The following is an 18,112-nucleotide window of genomic DNA, read 5'->3' as shown; positions in this document are numbered from 1 at the left end:
GATGCGTCGATTAGCGGTACTGCTCGTTAGCCTGTTGCTGCTCAGCTGTAACAACGTTGGCGTGGACCACTACGCGAAGGAGCGACCCGCCCTGGATCTGGTGGCCTTCTTCTCCCGGCCGGTACAGGCTTGGGGGTTGTTCCAGAATCGCTCGGGCGAGGTGGTCAAACGTTTCCATGTCCAGATTGAAAGTCGCGTCGAAGGACAACAATTGATCCTCGACGAGCGATTTCTCTACAGCGATGGCACGCGTCAGCGGCGTACCTGGACGCTGGAACCGACCGGTTCCGGGCGATGGCGTGGCCGTGCGGACGATGTCGTCGGAGAGGCCAGCGGCGAGATCGCGGGCAACGCGCTGCACTGGCGCTACCGCCTTGACCTGCCGGTTGACGGCCGGCATTGGGTAGTGGATATGGACGACTGGATGTACCTGATGGACGAAGACACGATCATCAATCGCACGACTATGAGCAAGCTTGGCGTCGAGTTGGGACAGGTGATCCTGTTCTTTCGTCGCCAGCCGGCGTCACTTCCCTGAACCCACGATAGCCGAGCAGGCGCTATTCGCCCATTGGAAAGATCAGCGCCGAGCCGCCAGTCGCAGGATAAGCGGCATCCATACAGCCCAAAGCGGCGCGAGCAGCAGGACTGTGCCCAAAGTGCCCCAAGGCAGACCGACACCCGCCAACGATGCGCCGGCGATGTAAGCCGGGGGACCGCCGCACATGCCCAGTAGCGCGCCGTACCAGATGGGATGTCGAGCCCAGGCCAGGCTATGGCGAAGTCCACTGGCCAGCACCAGCCACAGTACCGCCAGCCATAGAGGTAAGGGGCGCTGGGCAAAATCGAAAACGCCCAGCGCACCCAGGCCGGCATCCAGTGCGCAGCCTGCCATTGCCACACAGACCAGCGTGGTTGCTTCCTCGCGCGGCCGCGGGCAAGCAGCCACATGCACCAACAAACCTGCCGCCACCGGGAGCAGCAGCCAGGGATGCCGCTCGCTCAGCACGCAAGCCCACCACGCGGCTTGCATCCACAGTGCGTTGCCGATCAACCAGGCCCGGCTCATCAGGCACCCGGCAGCGAAGCTCGACGTGCGGCCGGGGCTGCCCAGAGCAGTTGCGCGACGCCAATTGCGCGCTCCTCGAAACCGCCCTGGCAATAACACAGGTAGAACTCCCAGAGGCGTTGAAATGTTTCGTCATAGCCCAGCTCAAGCAACGCGGTGCGCGACTGGCGCAAGTTGTCGCGCCAGTGCTGCAGAGTCCGCGCATAGTCCTGTCCGAAGTCCTCCATGTGCACCAGGTTCAACGTGGTATGGCAACTGGCGGTCTGCAGCATGACACTCAAGGAGGGCAGGGCACCGCCGGGAAAGATATGGCGCTGAATGAAATCCACCGAGCGCTGGGCCTGTTCATAACGCTGGTCGCGAATGGTGATGGCCTGCAACAGCATCAAACCGTCTTCTTTGAGCAGCGATGCACACCGACGGAAGTAAACCGGCAGATAGCGGTGCCCCACTGCCTCGATCATCTCGATCGAGACCAGTTTGTCGAAGCGTCCGCGCAGGTCGCGGTAATCCTCGCGCAGGACGGTAATGCGTTCTTGCAGGCCAAGATCGCGGACGCGCTGCACGGTATGGGCGTACTGCGCCTCGGACAATGTGGTGGTCGTCACCCGGCACCCGTGACGGGTAGCGGCATGGATCGCCAGGCTACCCCATCCGGTACCGATCTCGAGCAGATGATCGTCGGGGCTCAGCGCGAGTTTCTCGCAGATACGCTCGAGTTTGTTCAGTTGGCCTTGCTCCAGGCTCTGCTCCAGACTGTCGAACATTGCTGCCGAGTACATCATGGTCGGGTCCAGCAGCCGCTCGAACAGGGCATTGCCCAAATCGTAATGAGCGAGAATATTGCGCCGCGCGCCTTGCCTGTTGTTTCGATTGAACCAATGCAGCAGGCGCAGGACCGGTCGACCCAGGCGCGCCAACCCGCCATCAAGGGCGTCGAGCACTTCCAGGTTGGCGACGAAGAGTCGGGTGACCGCCGCCAGGTCCGGCGTGCGCCAGTAGCCGTGGATGTAAGCTTCACCGGCACCGATCGAGCCGTTGGCAGCCACCATGCCCCAAGCTGCTTCGTCGAAGATCTCGACCTCGGCGTGCAGTGTGCTGCCGGCATCGCCAAACAGCCACTGTCGGCCCTGATAGATCAGGCGCAGACGTCCTTGGCGCAGGTTGCGCAGTTGGGAGAGCACGGCGCTTCTGCCCAGGCCGCCGAACAACGGCGCCAAGCCAAAGGATTTACTGACGCTCAGAGTTGGATCGGACATGCTCGGGCTCCTCGTGGAAGTCATGGCCAAGGTCTTGGCTGCTCTGACGGGTGGTGTGGGCAAAGAGTGGGGTGCGCTTGAGCAACAGGCACATGGCTTGCCAATAAATGGCACTGAGGGTACGCAGGCTCATCCAGGGGAAGGCCAGTACGTGTCGTCTCAATGCAGCGGCATCCAGCGGCTTGCGCTGCAGCGCCAGATCGGCCTCGAAGACTTTCTGTTCTTCGCGGTGGTTTTCCATGTGGATGCGCACGTGCGCGCCATCGATGTGGAAGCGCATGTGGTATTGCATGTCCATCGGCAAGAACGGCGAGACATGGAATTGCTTGCTGACCGAGAATTGTCGCGGCTGACCGGGCAGCACCGACAGCACATAGTGAAAACGCTCACGCCAAGGTGTGTTACGCACCTCCAGCACAATCGCTGCCAGGAGGCCATCGCTGTCGTGGCAAAAGTAGAAGCTCACCGGATTGAAAGAAATCCCCCAACTGCGCGGCTGGGTCAGCAAATGAATGGGGCCGCACGGCGCCTGGCCCAAGGCCTTGGCCACCACTTCGCGCACCGCGTCTTTCAAAGGTATGCCGCGACGAGTCCAGGCTGGCAGGTAATCGGTTTCTCGCCAGCTCAGCGGTGCCAGCCGAGTAGCACCGAGTAACGGAGACAGCCCCAGCAGCAATTGCTGTTCGTCCAGATCCAGGTAAAGCATGGCGCTGCGATAGCGGAATCCGTGATACCGCGGCATCAGGCGTCGGTGGCTGACCCAACCGTAGCAAAGGCTGCTGTTCACAGGCGCTCCCCGAACCGTTCGGCGACGCCCAAAGCGCTGACCACGCCATCCTCATGGAAGCCGTTGGCCCAGTAAGCGCCGCAGAAGTAGCTGTGCTGGTTTCCCTGTAGTTCACCCTGACGTGCCTGGGCCGCCATGGCGGCAAGGCTGTATTGCGGATGTGCGTAATCGAAGCGTGCCAAAACCTGCGACGGGTCCACACAATCGCCCTGATTGAGGCTTACGCAGAAGGTCACCGGTGCGTCGAGGCCTTGCAGAATATTCATGTTATAGGTCACGGCGGCCGGCGCGTGTGCCGGGCCGCCGAGACGATAGTTCCAGCTGGCCCAAGCCTTGCGCCGATTGGGCAACAGGCGCGTGTCGGTGTGCAGCAATACTTCGTTGGCGGCATAGGTCAGGGCTCCGAGCACCTCATGCTCGGTGGTCGTCGGTTTCTCCAGCAGCGCCAGAGCCTGGTCGCTATGGCAGGCGAACACGACTTTGTCGAAGCGTTCCTGGCCCGCGGCGCTGGTGATCACCACCCCGGTATCATCCCGGCGGACGCCCATCACCGGGCAATTGAGGCGAATGCGCTCGCTGAAGGTCCAGCACAACGGCTTCACATAACTGCGCGAGCCACCCTCGATCACCCGCCACTGCGGCCGCTGGCTGATCGAGAGCAGGCCGTGGTTGCGAAAGAAACGCACGAAAAAGTGCAGCGGAAAACGCAGCATATCGGCCCTTGATACCGACCAGATGGCCGATCCCATGGGGACGATATAGTGATGGATGAAACGCTGCCCGTAGCCTCGCATGCTCAGGTAGTCGCCAAGGCTTATGCTTTGGTCAATGCGGTGGTCGTCAAGGTCTGTTACCGCCTGGCGGTTGAAGCGCACGATATCGCGCAGCATCCCCCAGAAGCCCGGCGACAGCAGATTGCTGCGCTGTGCGAAAAGGGTGTCCAGATTATTGCCGTTGTACTCCAGGCCGCTGTCCGGATCGTTCACGGAAAAGCTCATCTCGGTGGGGCGCGAGACGACTCCCAGGCGATCGAGCAAGCGAATGAAGTTGGGGTAGGTCCAGTCGTTGAAAACGATGAAGCCGGTGTCCACGGCATAGCGCTGGCCCTGCCAATCAATGTCGACAGTATGGGTATGACCGCCAATCCAGTCAGCCGCTTCGAACACGGTCACCTCATTGCTACGCGACAACAGATAGGCACAGGTCAGCCCAGAAATCCCGCTGCCGATAATGGCGATACGCATATGACGCTATTCCTGTTCGGTTCGCGCCAGTCGACGGCCCAGGGCCAGGCGCCAACGCGCCGGCAGGGCGCCAAGCAAGCGCAGGACGAGAGTGAAGAGGCGTGGAAAGTTGATCTCCAGCGGTCGTCGCGTCAGGCGCGCGACGACATGCCGCGCAGCGCGGTCGGCCGTCCAGAGTTGTGGCATGGCAAAGGTATTGCGCCGAGTCAGGGGGGTGTCGATGAACCCCGGGCTGACCAGCGTTACATCAATGCCTTCGGCGTGTAGATCCAGGCGCAGGGATTCAACGAGATAACGCAGGGCCGCTTTGGACGCGCCATAGGCTCCGGCCCGCGGCAGCGCCAGCCAGGTCACCGAGCTGCCGATCACTACCAGATGGGGTCGGTGCCCGCGGCGCAGCAGTGGCAGTGCCGCCTGCAAACAGTAGCTGACCGCCAACAGGTTGGTACGCATCACGCGCTCGACTGACTCGGCCTCGAACTTGCCCGGCACCAGGTATTCGCAGGTGCCGGCGTTCAGAATTACCAGGTCCAGTGCGCCCCACGCCTGCTCGATGTTGTCGCAAATGGCCGAAACTTGACGCGGGTCAGTCACATCGCCGGTAGCGAGCAAGGCCCCTGGGTAGCGCAGCACGAGCGGCATCAGTGCTTCCGCCCGCCGCCCACCCAAGGCCACCGAATGGCCTTGCTCCAGAAGCCGTTCAGCCAGGGCGGCACCAAGGCCGCTGCTGGCCCCTGTCAGCCAGCAGCGACTCATGCAAGCCTCCCTTTGATCCAGCCGATCACTGCGCCAAGTACGGGAACGTGCTCGTAGATCAGGGCACCGGCATCGAAATAGTCGTGGTGCAGGTAGACATGCGTTGCCCAGCGCAGGTGGCTGCAGCCTTGCAGACTGATCGGCTGGCCACGGGACAGGCGCGGATGACGGAAGTGCAGGTTCCAGCGCAGATAACCTTGACCGGGGGCGGTTTCATCCACGTCCAGGAGTTCGTAGCGGATATCCTCGACGTTGCTGTACAGGTTTTCAAAATAGCTACGCAGTGCCGGCAGGCCATTGAGTTGGTGCAACGGATCACGAAATTGAACGTCGTTGCTGTACAGCTCGCCCAGTTTATCCAGGCAATCAACGTTCAGCGTTGTGAACGTGTCAGCGAAATGGCGGAGATATGCAGACATGGCCGGCTCCAGGCAAAATTGTACAAGTTGAGAAAACTGTACAGGTTTACCTGAAGCCTACGGGGAAAATTGTACAAGTCAATATTCTTGTACACTTTTTGTATCGGTCGTTGCGTTACTCGTCTTGACCGCCAAGCCTTGCCAGTTGACGGCGAAGATCAGCCACTTCGGTCTCAAGCGACTGGACTCTTTCCAGAGCGGCAATCTTTTCGCTGACGTCGTGCTGTATGCCAATGTAGTAGGTCAACTGATCGGCATCGTTGTACACGGGAGTGATAGACAACTCGTTCCAGAACAGGCTGCCATCCTTACGATAGTTGCGCAGCACCTGACGGCAGGGCTGACCGAGGCGGATGGCGTCGCGGATTGCGTTGAGGCTGGCCTGGTCATGATCGGCTCCCTGCAGGAACCGGCAATCCTGATAGAGTATTTCGTCGGCACTGTAGCCGGTCAGGCGCTCGAAGGCAGGGTTGGCATAGATGAGAATGCTGTCACTGCCTTCCTGCTCGGCCACGACGATGCCGTCATTGGAGGCTTCGACCATAAGTTGCAGGAGTTTGGCGTCAATCATGGTCCGGGCTCGCTGTAGTTCGAGGATTTGCCTCACAGCGTAGTCGTCAGCGACAGCCATGCCTAGATGGCAAGACGCAGGAACCCGGACCGCGATTGGCTGGTTAAATAGCGCCATGCCTGGTTTAGAATGGCGACACACTCAGGATGTAACGACTTTCAATGACCGAGCCCCTCGAATCCGCCTCCGACGACGCCTTGCTCCCCATGCGCGAAGTCGCCAGCCTGACTGGCGTCAACCCGATCACCCTGCGGGCATGGGAGCGTCGCCACGGATTGATCCGACCTGTTCGCACGGTAGGTGGGCATCGCCTGTATTCGCAGCAAGATATCGAACATATACGCAGCATCATGCTCTGGACCAGCCGAGGTCTGCCAATCAGCAAGATTGGCGCTTTGCTCAACCGGCAGCAGAACACGCCGGAGCTCGCTGTCACAGACGCGGCCGAAGCCCCTCTGCTCCAATGGCAACAGGCAATTCATCGTGCCACGCAGGCTTTTGATGGCGCCGAGCTGGAGCGCCTTCACGGGCAACTGTTCACGATCTACCCGAAGGCTACGGTACTGGCGGCTGTTCTGCTGCCGGTCTGGCGCAGCCTGGCAGTTGGCGATGCTTTCGGTCGACGCAGTCAGTGGCTGTTCCTGGACGCTTTCTTTCGTGCGCGGTTGTTATTGCGACTGCAGATGAACCCGGGCAACGGTGCTTGCGTGCTGCTGGCAGATGGCTCTGGCCATGCACACGAACTGGAGCTGTTGTGCGCCGGTTTGTTGATGAGCAATGACCAGCTGCGCATTGAAGTGCTGGGCCCGGGCCAGCCCCTGGAAGAACTGCCATTGCTGTGTACAGCGATTCAGCCCGCCGCGCTGGTGCTGTTGGTCCAGACGCCACTGCAGGCCGATGCACACAAGCGACTGCGTGCCCTTCAAATGGGCGTTACGTGCCCATTGGCCTTGGTCGGCGACGCAGCTGCCGCTTCGTCGTCAGGGCTTCGTGGTTCTTCAATTGCCGTATTGGGCAACGACGAAGCGAGTATTTTGCCCAGGCTGGAAGCCTTGGTAAGGGGAACGCTGCAAATATGAATTTGGCGTTTCAGCTAAGCAGGTTTATCTGAAACGGCATTACTGATTCCGTCCAGCTCCTGCCACGGGTTGGATAGAGAACCCTTCCTGGGACACTGGGAAATGTGAGGAAACTCGAGTGTTCTGTCTGACTCGGATTGCTCTGCCTTGCAGTTCCTGCAGACGACCTTTGTTTGCGAAAGAATCCAGTTTCCATGCCATGCAAGGAGTTTTTCAGAGGGTGACATGGTCATGAAACCTCTACAAATACTGTACAGATTTTTCTGTATTGTAGAGGTTTTTTGTCCGTTTCCAATCGACTTTGTGAGCAGCTCCACACAAATAGATGAGGATTTTCGGTGGTCACTCACGCGGTGCCCACCGAAAATCTGCACTCTATTCTGCTGATGACAGCGGCGGGGTTCGAGGCGGGATCATTCGTTTCGACCCGCTGGCTTCGAATGCCGAGGCAAAACGCAACAGTGCCGAATCGTCATAGGCTCGGCCGGCAAACGTCAGGCCTACTGGCATGCCGATATCCGCCATGATGCCCATCGGCACGGTGACTGTCGGCACACCCAGATGCCGGATGGCCAGGTTGCCATTGGCCACCCATACGCCGTTACTCCAGGCGATGTCGGCAGAGGCCGGGTTGACATCGGCGTCCGCCGGGCCAACATCCGCGACGGTGGGAAACAGCACTGCGTCCAGGCCCAGCCGATCCATCCAGTCTTCCAGATCGAGTTTGCGCGTCTGCTCGAGCCCACGCAGTCCATCGGGGACGGTACTGATCTGGTCCCACGGGGTGATACCACGCTCGGCCATCTTCACGTATTCGTCCATGCCGGCAGCGAGGTCGCCCTCACGGTTGGGCAATGTTCCCGGGTCATGGGGGAAAATCTTCGGTCCATCGACATCGACCAGTCGATTCAGCTTCGGATCGCCATTGGCTTGCAGGAAATCATCGAAAGCCCACGCAGTGAGATCCCACAATTCATGGTGCAGGAACTCCTTGGAGACGATGCCGCGATTGAACACCGTCGGCGCACCGGGACGGTCACCTTCGCAATTGGACACCAGCGGAAAATCGACTTCGATGACCTCGGCGCCAGCGGCTTCAAGAGCCTTGCGCGCCTGTTGCCAAAGACCGATCACCGACTCGCGGGTATTGATACGTTGGCCGGTCGGGCCACCGATCCCGGGTGCTTCGCTGGTGCCTGCTTCCGGATCGGCATTGATGTACATGCGCGGCACGCCGAGGCGCTTGCCGGCGAGCGCATCGGGTTGCGCGGCAAGTTCAAGATAGGAGGCAGGACGTACCGAAGCGACACTCGGAATCGGCACCCAGGGTTGCATGCGCCACAGGTCGCCACGGGTGTCAGGGTCGTCCGCCACGACCACGTCGAGCACTTCCAGCAGGTCGGCCATGGTCCTGGCAAACGGTACGACAACGTCCATGGTCGGTGTCAGTGGCCAGTTGCCGCGCACCGAGATCACACCACGCGACGGCGTATAAGCGCACAAGCCGTTGTTCGAAGCCGGGCCACGACCGCTTGACCAGGTTTCCTCGGCCAAACCGAACGCCGCGAAGCTGGCGGCCGTGGCTGTGCCGGCACCGTTCGACGAACCGGAGGCGAACGGGGCGGTGAGGAAGTCGGCGTTGTACGGGCTCTCGGCACGGCCATAGACCCCGCGCTGCATTCCGCCGTTGGCCATGGGCGGCATATTGGTCTTGCCCAGGCAAATCGCACCGGCGGCGCGCAGTCGTTCGACGGTGAACGCATCGCGATAGGCAATCAGATCCTTGAACGCTGGGCTGCCCGAAGCAGCCGTCAGGCCCTTGACCAGGTAACTGTCCTTCGCCGTATAAGGAATGCCATCGAGTGGCCCCAGCGTCTCGCCCCTGGCCCGACGGGCATCGGCAGCTTGCGCTTCCTTGAGCGCGTCCGGGTTGCGCACCACCACGGCATTGAGCGCGGTGTCGGTGTCGGCGCCGTCATACGCATCGATCCGGGCGAGGTAGGCCTGGACCAGTTCGACCGACGTGGTCTGGCCGGATTCGAGCGCAGCGCGCAATTGGGCAATGGAAACTTCGGTGACTTCAATCATGCGGTTACCACCGGCTCTCTCAAATATGAATTTCTTGACGGATCTGCTTGCGCAGCGTTGCGCGACGCAATCCGGTTTTCAACCTTAAGCCGCGTATTTTGCACTAAGCCGGGGCAGGGCGCCGCCATTGCCCCTCCATACGGACACGGATAATGGCCATTTCGATCCCCTTTTGGCCGATCGCACGCTGTGAACGGTCCAGGCTGTCAGCAAGAATCGGTGGCAGGCGGCCGAAGCAGCCGTGTACACAGCTTCCATAACCATAATCTTTTGCTTCCTTTGCTCCAGGCCACGTTCAAGGCCACTGCCGTTACCGATTATAAAAACCAAACGAGCTGACATTGGGGAACTGATCCATGGACATTATGAAACGCATTCTGGGCGCCACTGTTTGTGGGCTGACGTTGCTTGCCAGCGCGGTGCAAGCCGAGCAGCGCGAACTGCGGGTGTACAACTGGGCGGACTATATCCTGCCGTCCGTGCCCAAGGACTTTGCCGCCAAAACCGGGATCAAAGTGACCTGGGACACCTTCGACACCAACGAGTCACTGGAAGCCAAACTGCTGACCGGTAACTCCGGATACGACCTGGTGGTGCCGTCGAACCAGTTCATCGAAACCCAGATCAAGGCCGGCGTATTCCAGAAGCTCGACAAGTCCAAACTGCCAAACTGGAAGCACCAGGATCCGGCACTGCTCAAACTGCTCGACAAGAACGATCCCGGCAATCAATACGGCGTGCCTTACATGTACGGCACCGTGTTGATCGGATTCAACCCGGCCAAGGTCAAGGCCGCGCTGGGCGAAAATGCCCCGGTAGACAGTTGGGACCTGGTGTTCAAACCCGAGAACATGGAGAAATTGAAGTCCTGCGGCGTCGCCATGCTCGACTCGCCTTCGGAGATCCTGCCGCTGGCCCTGCATTATCTGGGACTGGACCCGAACAGCCAGAACCCGGACGATTACGAAAAGGCCAAGGCCTTGATGCTGAAGATTCGGCCTTACGTCACCTACTTCAACTCGGCCAAATACATGACCGACATCGCCAACGGTGATATCTGCGTGGCCATTGGTTACTCCGGCAGCTTCTACCAGTTTGGCAATCGCGCCAAAGAAGCCGGCAACGGTGTGGTGGTCGACTGGCGTTTGCCGAAGGAGGGGGCGCCGATCTGGTTCGACACGTTTGCCATTCCAAAAAGCGCGAAAAACGTCGAAGAGGCCCACGAGTTCCTCAACACGCTGCTGGACCCGAACGTCATCGCGCCGATCAGCGACTTCCTCGGTTACCCGAATGCCAACAAGGATTCGCTGGCGCTGATCAATAAGGAAATCACCGGCAATCCGAACCTGACACCGACCAGCGAGGCACTGAAAACCCTGTACGTCGTGCAGCCGCTGCCGCAGAAACTCGAACGGGTACGGACGCGGGTGTGGACGGCGATCAAGTCGGATAAATAAGCCCGGACCACACCTATCCCTGTGGGAGCGAGCCTGCTCCGGGCGGCGACCCGATGATGAGACCTGCCAGTCAACGATAACGTTGAATGACAGCTCGCTCCCATAGGCTGTGACTTCAGCCGCGCTGCGCGACAGGCTGTTCAGGCTGCGACGCGCGCTGGCCCTTGCGATAAGTCAGCAACACAATCCCGGTGACAACGATCACACCACCCACCACTTGCCCGGCACTGAGCATCTGGTCCAACACCACCCAGCCCATCAACAGCGTGGCCAACGGCTCGATGTTCATCACCGGAGCGTTGCGCGGCATGTCCAGGCGCGGCACGCAAATGAACAGCACGATAAATCCGGTGCCGTACAGTACAACCAGTGTCGCCAGCGCCAGCCACCCGGTGCTGGTGGCCGGAAGGTTCAAGCCACCAGGCAGGGCGCCGCTCATACCGGCCAGATTGATACTGCTGAACACGATGAAAATTGTCAGCAGGCTGCGCACCGATCCACGAACCTCGGCCAACTTGTGGTCGGTGATCCACAACGCACAGGCAAACACGCTGGCCGCGCAAAAGGCCAGGGTCACGCCCAGCCACCATTGCGGGCCGACACTGGCGTTGTCCGCGAGGCGACCGGGGACATCCAGCACAAATACCAGGCCCAGCAAAATCAGGCCCATCAGCGCGGCGGTGCGTGCGGTCGGACGCGGACCTCCCAACGCCCAGGTGAGCAGCGCCAGCAGAATGGGAAAGACATTGGCCACCAACAGTGCCAACGCCACCGGCACCCGTGCGACCGCGGAATACAGGCAAAGGCTTTGGGTGGCGATCAGCAAGCCCAACAGCAATTGCCAACGCCAGGCACCCGCCGGCAGGCGCAGCGTCTGGCGTTGCCAAATGACCAAAGCGGCCAATACCAACAACGTCCCGCCCGAGCGCATCAGAATCGCCAACAACACACCCGCGCCGTCATCGAAGGCAACCCGCGCCGCCACATGGTTGCCCGCAAATGCACAGCCCATGCACAGTAAAATCAGCACGGCGAGATGGCGAGGGAAGGGCGCAGGCGCTTCTTGGCGGAAGGTTGGTTGGGTCATGGCAGTGTCTCGAATTGAGTGCGCTCTCAAAAGAAATGAGGCGCGAATATTTATTATGTTGTCGTACAACCAAAGGGGTTTGTAACGCATTTGGCTTGCATGAACAAGGTTGAAGGCTTTGGAGAAGGGAGTTTAGCGCCTATTGATTGCAAAAAATGAGTCAAGAGATCGTATGACTTGAAATGGATTGTCCTTCCAGTCGATACAGTTCCTGTTGTACAAAATCGGCAAACAGCTTGATCCGGATCGGTGTCAGTACACCAAACGCATGCAGGGAATGGATGGCCAGCGACGGCAACCGATGGCCGGGCATGATCTGCATCAACTCACCGCGATCGAGCTCTTGCTGGACCGTGCATTTCATCAAATACGCAACGCCCAGGTTTCCCAATGCGGCGGCACGCAAGCCGAATCCCGAGTCCAGACCTATTCGGCCACGGGGCACCAACGTTTCACCGTTTTCAAAAATGATGGGCAGGGTTCGACCATTGAGTTGATAGCGCACGAAGGGCACAGCGCGCAGTTCTTCGAGGGTGTGCGGGGTTCCCCATTCGTCGAGGAACTTCGGTGAGGCCACCAACGCCATGTCGAGTTGGGCGAGGGTACGGCTTTTCAGATCGCTGTCAGACAGGTTGCCGGCGCGGAAAATCACGTCATAACCTTCACGAATCACATCGACATGGTGGTCGAGCAACGTCAGGTCCAGTTCCACCTCCGGGTGCTCGGCGAGAAACACCGAGCTGATCCTCGGCATCAGCAATCGTCCGAGGTCACTCGGCATGCTGACCCGCAAATGACCGCGCGCACCCCCGGTGTGGCGCAACGCATCGGCGCAGTCATCGATGGCCTGCAACAACGGCGCGACACGCTCGAAAAATGCCTGCCCCTCGGGCGTAAGGCTGAGCATCCGCGTGGAGCGGCGAAACAGCTTGGCATTCAGTTCGGATTCCAGTCGGGCGATGCTTTTGGAAATGGCCGACGGCGTGGTCCCGGCGTTGCGTGCGGCAGCACTGAAAGAACCGGCTTCCACCGCGCGGACAAAGGCAATCAGGCTGGCCGACTGGTTCAACAAGCTGGGCATCTTGTGACTCCGAAGCACAACTGATGTGCCTTTTTCTGGACTGGTTGGCGCTGGGGCGAGCGACATAATACTGCGCTCCTTCAACAATCGGAGTCAGTAGATGCAACGTCTTCAAGGAAAGGTCGCAGTGATCACCGGCGGCAACAGCGGCATAGGCCTGGCGTCGGCGTGCCTGTTCGCCAAAGAGGGCGCGCAGGTGATTATCACCGCACGTCGACAAGAAGTGCTGGACGAAGCCGTGCGCCACATCGGTCACGGCGCCTTTGGCATCAAGGGCGATGTCGCCAGCCTCGAGCACCATGCCGAGGTCGCCGAGCAAGTCCGGGTGCGCTTCGGTGCGCTGGATATCTACATGGCCAACGCCGGGGTCATCACCCTGACGCCATCGCAGCAGGTCACTCCAGCGGAGTTCGACGCGCAATTCAATATCAACACCCGAGGCGTGTTCTTTGGTGTGCAGTCGATCGTGCCGCTGATGCGCGACGCTGGCAGCATCATCTTGACCAGTTCCCTGGCGGCTACGAAAGTGCTCGAAGGGCATGCGGTGTATGCCGGTTCCAAAGCAGCTATCGGCGCTTTTGCGCGCAGCTGGGCGCTGGAGCTGCGGGCGCGGCGCATACGCGTCAATGTGCTCAGCCCGGGGCCGGTCGATACTGCGATCATCGGCAAGCTGGGCGTTTCAGAAGAAGCCCGCCCCGGCTTCGAGCAAATGATGGCGGCCATGATTCCCGCCGGTCGACTGGGGGAGGCCGACGAGCTCGCACAAGCGGCGCTGTACCTGGCCTGCAGCGACAGTTCGTTCGTCAACGGCATCCAATTGCATGTCGACGGCGGCATGTCGCTGGTCTGATAACCGCCTCAGAACGTGCAAACCGCATCGGTAAACACCACCCGGCCGAACTGCGCGTTGGCGTCCAGCGGGGTGATGGCCAACAGTTGATCCAAGCGGATTTCCTGTTGGCCGTCAGCCGTTTCAAGCTCGAGGAATTCTTCCTTGTCGGCGGACGTTCGCGTAGTCAGCGCCTTCGCTTCCAGGCGGGCGCCATCCTTCAACTCGATGTCCAGTCGGTAACCGCGCATGCAGGCGATTTCCAGATAGTCGTACAGGTCGCAGTTCATGGGCTGGTAGGTGTTCATTTCGTTACTCCTGGCAACCTTGCAGTTTGAGGATGAAGTAACCCTGCTTGCCGATCGCCGCTGCCACTTCGGGATGGGTCGGTTCGACGTGACAGAACTGGCAGCGGTCCTGGGCGATATCTTCGTCCTGTATGCCCTGTTCATCAAGGAAGCGGCGGGCATAGGTTTTCGCCAGTTCGGCGTCGTTACGCTCGATCAGCACATCGAAGTGCAGGTAGCGGCCATCTTTGGTGCGCACGTGGGTATCGAATACGTTCACGCTCATTATTTGCTCTCCTTGAGTTTCCAGGTGCCGGGCAACGACAGGTCACCCGAGGCAATGTCATAGACGCTGCTGACGCACAGCAATGGGTTGTGCAGGTCGGCATTGACTTTCAGTGCAGCGGTGACGCCGTCGTAGTTGAAACTTTCGGGGAAGCCGACTGCCGCCAACGGCACATGGATTTTCGCGGCGTTTTTCTCGACGCTCAGGTCGTAGCCGGGGGAGTCGATGTAGATCGGAGCGCCAGGCCAGGTGGCCGGTAACTTCGGTTTGGCATCCTTGGGAATGTCGCGGACTTTCAAACCGCCAGGCCCACAACTTTCGTCTTTGCTCAGCACCACCCAGTGCGAGTGCCAGAGGCCGCCGTCGTTATCCTTTTTGCCGTCCTTGTTTTCGTCCAGCTGCGGGGTGTCATCGAAATCCGGGTGAGAGGTCAGCGCCAGGGCCAGGATCCCGGACTTCGCTTCAAAGCCGACAACGGAACTGTCGAGGCTGGTAGGCCAGACATAACTGAACACCTCGGCCCCGGCAAACGAACCCTTGGCGGTTGGCACGCGACTGCCGGCCTGGCCATCGACCAATTGTTCGAACACCAGATTGCTGCCTTCCTTGAAAACCCGGGTATTGACCAGATCGAACGCGGCATCGGCTTTGCCTTTGTCGCTTTGGATGCCTTGTTTGTCATGGGCCACAGCCTGTGTCGCCAGCAGCGTGCCAAGGGTGAGTGCCAGAGCGGTTTTCATGTATGCCTCCGTTTGGAAGTAAATTAGGTTTCGAATCGACACCACAAATCCTACGACAAGCCGATATTTTGTCAATAAGGTTTTTATCCGATACTATTTATCAACGCTTTTGATCAGGAATGTCCTCGTGCTTTTTGATTTGCTGGAAAGGTTGTCGAGCCTGACTCGGGTCTGGTTTCGTGAGCACCCGCTGCTGACGGACCTGCAGCCGATCCAGCTCAGCGCCTTGATGTACCTCGGCCGATGCAATCGTTACTCCGACACGCCGCTGGCGGTGACCGAATATCTGGGACTGACCAAAGGCACGGTGTCGCAATCGCTCAAGGCTCTGGAAGGCAAAGGACTGCTGACCAAACAGCCAGATGCCCGGGACAAACGCAGCGTGCACCTGAAACTGACGGCTCCGGCACAGGCGTTGCTGGACGCCGTGGTGCCACCGGATTTTCTGGTCAATGCCGCCCAGCGCATGGGTGCGCGGGCAGTGGATCTGGAAGGCTTGCTGCTGGAGCTGTTGCGCAACATCCAGCAAGGTGAAAATGTCCCGAGTTTCGGGCTGTGCCGAACCTGCCGTTTTCATCAGGCAGTGGCGGGTGGAGCGTTTTGCGGACTGACTCAGGAACCACTGGAATTCACAGAAGTCGATCTGATTTGCCGCGAGCATCAAATTCGCGATCCGGCATGAGGCGCCATCGTCTGAGATAGACTCAACAGCGACTAGCCGACAATGGAGTGAACCCCATGGCACGACTGCGATGGACTCGCTGATCACCGCCGCCGCCCAGGCGCTGGCAGCGGGGGATCCGCTGGGCGCGCTGGACCGGGTCGCGTTGCGTGACGATGCACCGGCGCTGGCGTTGCGCGCAATCGCCATGGCGCAACTGGGTGATCTGGTACGGGCCAAAGCACTGGTGCGCCGGGCAATACGGGCGTTCGGGCCAAAGGAAGCGCTCGCCCGGGCGCGTTGCATCGTCGCCGAAGCCGAGATCGCATTGGCGTCGCGGGACCTCGGCTGGCCAGTGAAGGCCCTCGATGCGGCGCGGGTCACGCTGCAAGCTCACGGTGACAGGGTGAACGCGGCCCATGCGCGCTACCTGCACATCCGCCGCCTGTTGCTGATCGGCCAATTGGATGACGCCCAGGACAACCTCGCGCAACTTGACCCTTCGACATTGCCACCCGCTTTGCACGCCACCCATGAGCTCGTGGCGGCGGGCATCGCCATGCGTCACTTGCGCTCACAAGCTGCGCGTGCGGCGTTGGCCCGGGCCAAGTTCGCCGCGCAGCAATCCGACATTCCCGCGTTGATAGCAGAGGTCGACAGCGCGCTGCGCTTGCTCGACAGTCCCGCCGCACACTTGATCAGTAATGGTCAGGCGCGACCCTTGTTGCTCGATGACGTCGAAGCATTGCTGGCCTCGACATCGCTGGTGGTCGATGCCTGCCGGTACGTCGTGCGCGGTGCGGGCATGTCGGTGTCCCTGTCGAAGCGTCCGGTGCTGTTCAACCTCGTACGGACATTGGCCGAAGCCTGGCCGGAAGATGTTGCGCGGGAAACGCTCATCACCCGGGCCTTTCGCCTGAAGCTCAGCGATGAATCCCATCGAGCCCGGCTAAGGGTCGAAATCGGCCGCTTGCGTGCAGCGCTCAAACCCTTGGCCAACGTGGTCGCCACCAAGCGCGGGTTTGCATTGATCACCCAGGTTTCACCTGACGTAGTGCTGCTTACGCCACCGGTCGAAGAAAAACACGCAGCAGTATTTGCACTGCTCGCCGACGGCGAAGCGTGGTCGAGTTCAGCACTTGCCCTGGCGCTGGGCAACAGCCAGCGCAGCGTGCAACGGGTTCTCGAAACACTGGCAGCACAGGGCAAGGTTCAGTCGTTCGGGCATGGGCGCGGGCGGCGCTGGATGACGCCACCAGTGCCCGGTTTCGCGACGACCTTGTTACTCCCGGTTCCGCTGGCCGGTGGCTAGGATGAACGCCACCAAACCCTTTCGAGGAACACCGAAATGAAACAGTCAGCCGCAGAAATCATTCGTGAATACGGACCTTTTGAAGGTGTAGACGATGTACATGGCGTGACCTGGGATGGTCAGCAGGTGTGGTTTGCCACTACCGGTAAACTCATCGCACTCGACCCTTCGAGCGGCGCAACGGTGCGTTCGCTGGATGTCGCCGCCCACGCCGGCACCGCATTCGATGGCAAGCATTTATTCCAGATCGCCGAAGACCGCATCCAGAAAATCGACCCGCAAACCGGTCGAGTGCTCTCCACCATCCCGGCCCCCGGTGGTGGTAACGACTCCGGGATGACCTGGGCGGAAGGCTCGCTGTGGGTGGGGCAATACCGCGAGCGCAAAATCCACCAGATCGACCCCGAGAACGGCAAGATCCTGCGCACCCTCGAATCCAACCGCTTTGTCACGGGCGTGACCTTCGTTGAAGACGCGCTGTGGCATGGCACATGGGAAGCCGAAGAAAGCGAACTGCGGCACATCGACACGAACACGGGCGAAGTGCTTGAGAGCCTGAAGATGCCGGAGGGCGTAGGCGTGTCCGGTCTTGAGTACGACGGCAGTGAACGGTTTTTCTGCGGTGGCGGCAGCAGCGGGCGGGTGAGGGCGGTTCGTCGTCCTTGATGAATCCCGGCGTTAAATTGTTTGTGGATGTCGGTCCGCTGACTCATACGAATCCAGCGTTGCGGTGACGATCGACATCCACTGCGCCAACTCTCTGCTTTTGAATCAGCCCAGCACCTTACAAATCCCACCGTCTTCAGACCTTTCCTACTTCTCGCGCTTTCTTCCTGCAATCGATAAAGACGTTTCTCGCTGATGCATCGGAAGACACCGGTTTTAGCCCTGCGGCTCATTCGGTTAATGTTCTAAAAGGGGACAGATTTATTTCTCTCCTTTGCTACGCTGAAAACCTCCATGGAAGGAGAAGTGAAAAATGCCCAGAATGGGACGCCTCGTATTACCCAACTATCCGCACCACGTTGTGCAACGCGGTCATAATCGCCAGGTGGTATTTGCCGTCGCCGAGGATTATCAGCGCTACCTGACGGATTTAC

General features: G+C 59.9%; 20 protein-coding genes and 1 pseudogene. 8 read left to right on the top strand and 13 right to left on the bottom strand.

Going from position 1 to position 18,112, the window contains the following annotated elements; all coding sequences use genetic code 11:
* Position 1: 1 nt before the first annotated feature.
* Complete coding sequence (locus D8U69_RS06770; protein WP_130906968.1) at positions 2-538, top strand: DUF3833 domain-containing protein; 537 nt, start codon at positions 2-4, stop codon at positions 536-538.
* 42 nt (positions 539-580) lie between these two features.
* Here the strand turns inward: D8U69_RS06770 and D8U69_RS06765 are convergent, their stop codons facing one another.
* The 7 genes from D8U69_RS06765 to D8U69_RS06735 form a co-directional block, all read right to left on the bottom strand.
* Positions 581-1,069 carry a DUF2878 domain-containing protein gene (locus D8U69_RS06765; protein WP_056853388.1) on the bottom strand — a complete coding sequence of 163 codons (489 nt, stop codon included), beginning with the start codon at positions 1,067-1,069 and terminating at the stop codon, positions 581-583.
* Positions 1,069-2,328, bottom strand: coding sequence for a cyclopropane-fatty-acyl-phospholipid synthase family protein (locus D8U69_RS06760; protein ID WP_056853389.1), 1,260 nt, complete (start codon positions 2,326-2,328; stop codon positions 1,069-1,071). The genes D8U69_RS06765 and D8U69_RS06760 overlap by 1 nt, the downstream gene beginning before the upstream one ends.
* Complete coding sequence (locus D8U69_RS06755) at positions 2,300-3,115, bottom strand: DUF1365 domain-containing protein (protein WP_056853390.1); 816 nt, start codon at positions 3,113-3,115, stop codon at positions 2,300-2,302. The genes D8U69_RS06760 and D8U69_RS06755 overlap by 29 nt, the downstream gene beginning before the upstream one ends.
* A complete protein-coding gene (locus D8U69_RS06750; protein WP_130906967.1) occupies positions 3,112-4,359 on the bottom strand; it encodes an FAD-dependent oxidoreductase in 1,248 nt (415 codons plus the stop codon). Before D8U69_RS06750 ends, D8U69_RS06755 begins: the two co-directional genes overlap by 4 nt.
* Before the next feature lie 6 nt (positions 4,360-4,365).
* Positions 4,366-5,115: an SDR family NAD(P)-dependent oxidoreductase gene (locus D8U69_RS06745; protein ID WP_130906966.1), complete on the bottom strand. Its 750-nt coding sequence runs from the start codon at positions 5,113-5,115 to the stop codon at positions 4,366-4,368.
* Entirely contained in the window at positions 5,112-5,534 is a 423-nt protein-coding gene (locus D8U69_RS06740; protein ID WP_130906965.1) for a nuclear transport factor 2 family protein, read from the bottom strand. Before D8U69_RS06740 ends, D8U69_RS06745 begins: the two co-directional genes overlap by 4 nt.
* Positions 5,535-5,649: 115 nt before the next feature.
* The gene (locus D8U69_RS06735; protein WP_130904704.1) at positions 5,650-6,105 is read right to left on the bottom strand and encodes a PAS domain-containing protein; all 456 of its coding nucleotides are present in this window, start codon (positions 6,103-6,105) and stop codon (positions 5,650-5,652) included.
* Positions 6,106-6,266: 161 nt separating this feature from the next.
* On the opposite strand from D8U69_RS06735, the gene D8U69_RS06730 reads away from it, so the two are divergent.
* Entirely contained in the window at positions 6,267-7,184 is a 918-nt protein-coding gene (locus D8U69_RS06730; protein WP_130906964.1) for a MerR family transcriptional regulator, read from the top strand.
* Positions 7,185-7,559: 375 nt separating this feature from the next.
* Here the strand turns inward: D8U69_RS06730 and D8U69_RS06725 are convergent, their stop codons facing one another.
* Entirely contained in the window at positions 7,560-9,272 is a 1,713-nt protein-coding gene (locus D8U69_RS06725) for an amidase (protein WP_056853396.1), read from the bottom strand.
* 356 nt (positions 9,273-9,628) lie between these two features.
* On the opposite strand from D8U69_RS06725, the gene D8U69_RS06720 reads away from it, so the two are divergent.
* Positions 9,629-10,729 (top strand): polyamine ABC transporter substrate-binding protein, encoded by a 1,101-nt coding sequence (locus tag D8U69_RS06720; protein WP_056853397.1) that lies wholly within the window; start codon positions 9,629-9,631, stop codon positions 10,727-10,729.
* 115 nt (positions 10,730-10,844) lie between these two features.
* Here the strand turns inward: D8U69_RS06720 and D8U69_RS06715 are convergent, their stop codons facing one another.
* Positions 10,845-11,816, bottom strand: coding sequence for a DMT family transporter (locus tag D8U69_RS06715; RefSeq protein ID WP_056853398.1), 972 nt, complete (start codon positions 11,814-11,816; stop codon positions 10,845-10,847).
* 160 nt (positions 11,817-11,976) lie between these two features.
* Entirely contained in the window at positions 11,977-12,897 is a 921-nt protein-coding gene (locus D8U69_RS06710; protein ID WP_130906963.1) for a LysR family transcriptional regulator, read from the bottom strand.
* 100 nt (positions 12,898-12,997) lie between these two features.
* Between D8U69_RS06710 and D8U69_RS06705 the strand changes: the two genes are divergently transcribed.
* The gene (locus tag D8U69_RS06705; RefSeq protein WP_056853400.1) at positions 12,998-13,747 is read left to right on the top strand and encodes an SDR family oxidoreductase; all 750 of its coding nucleotides are present in this window, start codon (positions 12,998-13,000) and stop codon (positions 13,745-13,747) included.
* An 8-nt stretch (positions 13,748-13,755) separates the two neighbouring features.
* Here the strand turns inward: D8U69_RS06705 and D8U69_RS06700 are convergent, their stop codons facing one another.
* Genes D8U69_RS06700 through D8U69_RS06690 form a run of 3 tightly spaced genes read right to left on the bottom strand, consistent with a single transcriptional unit; the run spans position 13,756 to position 15,039 of the window.
* Positions 13,756-14,034 (bottom strand): Rho-binding antiterminator, encoded by a 279-nt coding sequence (locus D8U69_RS06700; protein ID WP_056853401.1) that lies wholly within the window; start codon positions 14,032-14,034, stop codon positions 13,756-13,758.
* A gap of 4 nt (positions 14,035-14,038) precedes the next feature.
* Complete coding sequence (locus tag D8U69_RS06695; protein WP_056853402.1) at positions 14,039-14,299, bottom strand: DUF2024 family protein; 261 nt, start codon at positions 14,297-14,299, stop codon at positions 14,039-14,041.
* Positions 14,299-15,039: a hypothetical protein gene (locus D8U69_RS06690; RefSeq protein WP_056853403.1), complete on the bottom strand. Its 741-nt coding sequence runs from the start codon at positions 15,037-15,039 to the stop codon at positions 14,299-14,301. The genes D8U69_RS06695 and D8U69_RS06690 overlap by 1 nt, the downstream gene beginning before the upstream one ends.
* Positions 15,040-15,166: 127 nt before the next feature.
* Between D8U69_RS06690 and D8U69_RS06685 the strand changes: the two genes are divergently transcribed.
* The 4 genes and pseudogenes from D8U69_RS06685 to D8U69_RS06670 form a co-directional block, all read left to right on the top strand.
* Entirely contained in the window at positions 15,167-15,721 is a 555-nt protein-coding gene (locus tag D8U69_RS06685; RefSeq protein ID WP_056853404.1) for a MarR family transcriptional regulator, read from the top strand.
* A gap of 70 nt (positions 15,722-15,791) precedes the next feature.
* The gene (locus tag D8U69_RS06680; protein WP_130906962.1) at positions 15,792-17,012 is read left to right on the top strand and encodes a helix-turn-helix domain-containing protein; all 1,221 of its coding nucleotides are present in this window, start codon (positions 15,792-15,794) and stop codon (positions 17,010-17,012) included.
* A 36-nt stretch (positions 17,013-17,048) separates the two neighbouring features.
* On the top strand, positions 17,049-17,678 hold the full coding sequence (locus D8U69_RS06675; protein WP_130906961.1) for a PQQ-binding-like beta-propeller repeat protein: 630 nt from the start codon (positions 17,049-17,051) through the stop codon (positions 17,676-17,678).
* 313 nt (positions 17,679-17,991) lie between these two features.
* Positions 17,992-18,112, top strand: a pseudogene (locus tag D8U69_RS06670) (transposase); the annotation flags it as partial.

Origin of the sequence: Pseudomonas sp. Sample_16 (assembly GCF_004307665.1) — a bacterium.
Taxonomy (GTDB): domain Bacteria; phylum Pseudomonadota; class Gammaproteobacteria; order Pseudomonadales; family Pseudomonadaceae; genus Aquipseudomonas.
The sequence above is the reverse complement of the archived record's forward strand: the minus strand, read 5'-3'. Positions and strand labels throughout refer to the sequence as shown.